The organism is Streptomyces sp. NPDC006544 (assembly GCF_040611715.1).
Classification (GTDB): Bacteria; Actinomycetota; Actinomycetes; order Streptomycetales; family Streptomycetaceae; genus Streptomyces.
Genome location: NZ_JBEXOV010000169.1, coordinates 1 through 4,816, shown reverse-complemented (window position 1 = coordinate 4,816; position 4,816 = coordinate 1). Strand labels below are relative to the sequence as shown.

The window sequence follows — 4,816 nt, the reverse complement described above, 5'->3', positions numbered from 1 at the left end:
CCCCGGCCCCCCCGGCGGGTCGTGGCCGCCCGCCGGCCCCGGGCCGGGGCTCGGACCCCGATCCGTGGGCGGCGGCGGTTGCACACGCGGGGGGGGGCTCGTTCCAGATTTCCGGAACGAGCCGCCACCGTGCTTTGCCCCTGGCCGTCGTCCCAGGTCAGCGTGGTGGCAGGGGCGTTCAGGGACAGAGGACCGGTATCACGGCGGCAGGCGACACTCAGCCCGGCGGGCACGGCGAGCTGCTCCGGGCCGCGCCCGGCGGTTGACGCGGGTGCCGGGCGGGGCCGCAGCGGTGCGGCTCAGGGCCGGTGCAGGATGTCGTGGCTGCCGACGCGGCGCCAGATGATGTGGCGGCCGTGGTGGCGCTGGCGGCCGTAGGCGAAGGTCGCGCGGCCGTCGGGTGCCCAGGTGAGTTCAAAGACGCCGGGAGCACCCCGTACGCCCTTCACCCGCAGTCCGGGGCGCAGGCACCCGATGCGCAGGTCCGGGACGAAGACGTCCCTGACGACGTGGAGGAACCGCCGGCGCTGGCCGGGGGTGAGGCGTTTGAGGTCGGCGGTGAAGGGGGTGAGGGTCTCGTAGGTGGGCACGCGGGGCCTCCTGCGGGCAGCACGACGAAGCCCCCGGCATTGGCCGGGGGCGTGAAAGGGGGTCTTCGGGTACGTCCCGGAGAGGTGTCCGGGCTCTGTCTTCGGGCACGTTGCGTGTGCTCGTTGGTGTCAGGGCCGGGAAGATGCCGGGCCTCGACACCGCCGCGCGGAGTGCTGCCTCGGCGTGGGCCGCAGCCGACTACCCTGTATGCAACCAGTGCATAGATGATGGGAGTTGCCCATATGTCGAGTTCAGAGGCCCTGCTGCGGCTGACGGTCGCGGCCCTGATGTACGCGACGGGGGAGACGCAGGCCGATCTCGGCCGGGGCCTGAGGCTGAGTCAGGGGCAGGTCTCACGTAAGCAGTCCGGAGAGTCCGGGGGGTCGTCGTGGACGCTGGCCGACCTCGACCGGCTGTCCGCCCACTACGGCATCGCGGTCTCCGACCTGTTCTGCGGGGTGGACCACGCGGTGAAGTGCCTCCCGGCCCGCCGCCGCGCGGCTACGGTCGGCGGGTTGCAGACCACGATCACCCCGTAGGAGGCGCCGTGTACAAGGGCCCGGTGTCGTACTGGGCGTGGACGCTGACGTTCGAGGACGGCGCCCAGTACGCCAGCCTCACGCGGGTGCCCGACCCCGCGTACAACGTCCAGCTGGAAGCGCTGCTCCCGGGCGTCCTTGAGCATCTTCAGGGCCACTGGCCGCGGCTGCGGGGGCACGCGCCCCGGGACTGGTCGGCCGTGGAGCTGAGCGAGAGCGACTACCGGCTGCGGGAGGCCAAGGCCCTGGAGGACATGGTGAGGACCCGCCCGGCCGGGCCGCCGGTGCCGCGCACTGCGGTGGCGGCGCTGTTGCTGGGGGTGTGCCTGCTGGTCCTGGCCGTCACGCTCCCCGGCGGCCGGGCCCCGGGCGGGCTGCTGGCGGGGGCGGCCGTCCTCGCACTCGTTGCTGGCGGAGGCAGGCTGCTCCTGTGGAGCGCGTTGTGCGGGGATCCACAGAAGGACGGGTGAGACGCGGCGCCGGGCCGGCCGTACGCGGTGACCCCCGGCCACGGCGGCGGATCCCGGGATCTCACACAGCCGACCCAGCCCAGTCGACCCCGAGTTCGGCCAGCGCCCGCAGTTGCCCGGCGTCCAGCCGATCGCGGCGCTGGCGCTGGTTGGCCAGCCACACCCCGGTGCGGTGGACCGCCCCAGGCAGGTGCTCGACGTGCTGGCGGCCGGGCAGGCCGCCGCCTTCCCGCTCGACGTACTGCGTCAGGGCCTGGATGCCGGTCTCAAAGGCCGCTGCGCCGCGCCCGGACCCTGTGGCCGTCCTGGTCTTCGCGGGTGCCTGGCGGGCCCGTACGACCCGCGCTGGGGTGACCCCGAGCGCGGCGAGCCGGGCCTGCTGCTCGGCGTTGAGCCGGGCCCAGTCCCGCCGCTGGACGGCCAGCCACCGGCCGATGTCCTCCCCGTGCCGGGTCACCCCGGCGGTGACGGCCTTCAGGCGGGCGCCCTCGGCGAGGAGCTGGGCGAGGTAGGCGTAGTGCCGCTGCCAGTCCACCGTCCACCCGCGCTCGGCGGGGTTCCAGTCCTCGTCGATCGCGGCCAGGGCCGCCGCCCGTCGCCCGGCGCGCACCGGGTCCTTCCCGAGCCCGCCGGGCCGGCGAACGTTGGTCAGCCACTGCCCGATCTGGACATCGAGGATCGCCGCACCCCGCGGGGCGGCCAGGGTGCCGTGGAGTCGGTGCCAGGCCCGTGCGGCGGCGAGACTAGTCTCGAAAGCGGCGTCGGCGGTGTCCCACACGATCCCCAGCCCCTCCAGCTCGGCCGCCCGTTCCCCGCTCATCTGCCCGGCGCGGAACGCGCGGCGCTGGTCGGAGAGCCACCTCCCCAGCGGGTACGGGCCCTCGGTGTGCTCGTAGGGCACTTGGAGGTCTCCCTCGCGCTCCCGGTACCGGAACGCGGCCTCCACGCCCCGACGCCAGTCCTGCCGCTCGGTGTTGAACACCTGGTAGCTGATCCACTTCGCGATCAGCGCCGGGTCCCGGGGGGCCGCGAACCGGAGCAGCAGCCGGTTCTCCTCTTCACCCTCCTCGGGCGCCTTCCCGACCAGCGGCGACGGCTGCACGATGCGCTTCTGGTTCTCCTGAGGAATTGCCAGCATCTCCACGGCACGCTCATCGTGTGCCCGAAGCCCATTCAAAACCCGAATAAGGGGGCCATACGATTTCGAAGTGAGAATGTCCTCGGGATTCTCATCCTCCCGCAAAAAGACGGGAACAATCAGCGTCGCCATCTTCCCTTCCCCGGGCTTCTGCCGCAGGGCCCGGCCGATGGCCTGGACGATATCGACGGCTGACCCCTTGGGGTCGATCAGGGCCACCGAGTCCACCGCCCGAATATCGACGCCCTCCCCGAGAACACGACAATTCGCCAGCACGGCGCGCCCGGCCCGGTGGCCGAAGTCGGCGAGCACGCCGGCCCGGTGCTCCGCCTCGTGCTCCCCACGCAGCCACCCCGTCCACACCTTGGCCGGGTGCCGGACCGGATCCACGGCGTGCAGCCGGCTGGCGACCCGCTCCAGGCCCTCGGCGAAGGCCTGCGCCTCCACGGTCCGGTGGTGGAAGGTGATCGTCGTCTTCAGGTCGTGCTCGGCCATCGTCTCCAGCAGGGTGGTCTGCACGGCCGCGAGGCGCTGCCCGCGCAGCCGCTCCTCGTGTCGTTCCTCGCTGTAGAGCCGGGCCGGGGTCACGACCGGGTCGACCAGCTCGGCGACCACGACCTGATACCGCGCCAGGAGCCCCCGGGCGATGGCGTCGGCGAGCGACAGCTCGTAGACCACCGGCCCGAACACCCTGGTGTCGTCCATGGAACAGGCCATGTCCTTCGGGAGCCGGTCCCACCGGGACCGCGGCAGGTACCTCCGCCCCTCGGCCTCCGCCTTCTTCCGCCGCTCCTCCTCTTCTCGGCGCCGCTCGGCCGCCTGCTCCAGCTCTTGCGCCCGCGTCCTCGGGGGTCGTTCCGCCCAGATCCGGGGAGTGGCCGTCATGTACAGCCGACGCCGCGCGGGGATCACCTCCTGGCGGTGCACGTCCGCCCACGCCTTCCCCGCCGACCCGCTCGTTCGGTGCGCCTCGTCCACCACGATCAGGTCGAAGGCCTCCATGGGCATGCCGTACTCCCCGCGGTGCGCCTCGCCGATCACGCCGAGGGAGGCGTAGGTGGCGTAGACGGTGACCGCACCCCGGCCGTGCCACAGGGCGAGCTGCGGCGCCGACGTCGTCGTCCGGACCCGGAGCCCGTAGAGCTGGGCGTTGTCCTCCAGCGAGCACACCGCGACCGCGGGCCCGTCGTGGCCGGCCGTACGCCACTGCTCGGCGGTCTGGGTCAGCAGATCCAGGGTGGGCAGCAGCACCAGGACCCGCCCGCCCCGGGCCAGCCGGAGCGAGGCAGCGGCGGCGATAAAGGTCTTTCCGGTCCCGCACGCAGCCACAAGCGTGGCCCGCAGACCTGCTTTCGGAATCCGTTTTCCCGGCGGGATATCGAGCCCCCGGACAATCGCCTCCACCGCTTCCTCCTGATGAGGCCGCAAGGTGATTCCACCAGACTTCTGCATCGCTTTCTCCGTCGGATAGAGGCGTCTCGGGCCGGGCACTCACGGGTTTCTCGGGTTGGTACACAGCATCCGAAACCCGCGCACCGGATGCACACCGAACAGCAGCACATCAGAACCGCCGGGAGGGAGTGCCAGGTTTTCCGGGATTCTACACACCTGCATCCGTTCCTGATGTAGACTCGACTCTACTGCGACGACACACCCCGGCGGGCCCGATCCCCGAACCCTCCCCCTCTTTCGGGGGACCCCCACCGGCCGTCAGTCGAGACCACCACCCCCTTCCGCTGGCAGCCGGGCCCGCTTGCGGGCCCTCGGCCTGGAGGCGAAGCCGGAAGGACGGGGGTGGGAGCGAAGCGGACACCCCAACAGGCCGAAGGCCTGGACCCCGTGAAACGGGGTCATCTCCCACGCGTAGCGCGGGAGCCCTAGGGCCCGCTTGCGGGCCCGCTCGGGTGGAGCGCAGCGGAACCCGAGTAGGCCGCAGCGCAGCGAAGGACCCCGGCTCGAAGGGCCGGCCCTGGCTCGGCGAAGCCGAGCCCCGCCGATCCCGCCTTGACCATCAGGACGACCACGACGAGCGAGGCGATCGAGTCGGCCTGCCGGAATCCGGTGGTCAGCACGATCAG

General features: G+C 72.3%; 4 protein-coding genes and 1 pseudogene. 2 read left to right on the top strand and 3 right to left on the bottom strand.

Annotated elements, in window-relative coordinates; translation table 11 throughout:
• Positions 1-299: 299 nt before the first annotated feature.
• The gene (locus tag ABZY44_RS36570; RefSeq protein WP_356661678.1) at positions 300-590 is read right to left on the bottom strand and encodes a hypothetical protein; all 291 of its coding nucleotides are present in this window, start codon (positions 588-590) and stop codon (positions 300-302) included.
• A 243-nt stretch (positions 591-833) separates the two neighbouring features.
• On the opposite strand from ABZY44_RS36570, the gene ABZY44_RS36565 reads away from it, so the two are divergent.
• Both ABZY44_RS36565 and ABZY44_RS36560 read left to right on the top strand, forming a co-directional pair.
• A complete protein-coding gene (locus ABZY44_RS36565; RefSeq protein ID WP_356661676.1) occupies positions 834-1,130 on the top strand; it encodes a helix-turn-helix domain-containing protein in 297 nt (98 codons plus the stop codon).
• Between the two features lie 8 nt (positions 1,131-1,138).
• Positions 1,139-1,600 (top strand): hypothetical protein, encoded by a 462-nt coding sequence (locus ABZY44_RS36560; RefSeq protein WP_356661674.1) that lies wholly within the window; start codon positions 1,139-1,141, stop codon positions 1,598-1,600.
• A gap of 61 nt (positions 1,601-1,661) precedes the next feature.
• Here ABZY44_RS36560 and ABZY44_RS36555 read toward each other — a convergent pair whose 3' ends face one another.
• Both ABZY44_RS36555 and ABZY44_RS36550 read right to left on the bottom strand, forming a co-directional pair.
• Complete coding sequence (locus ABZY44_RS36555) at positions 1,662-4,190, bottom strand: Helicase associated domain protein (RefSeq protein ID WP_356661672.1); 2,529 nt, start codon at positions 4,188-4,190, stop codon at positions 1,662-1,664.
• Between the two features lie 425 nt (positions 4,191-4,615).
• Positions 4,616-4,816: pseudogene (locus ABZY44_RS36550) on the bottom strand (hypothetical protein); the annotation flags it as partial.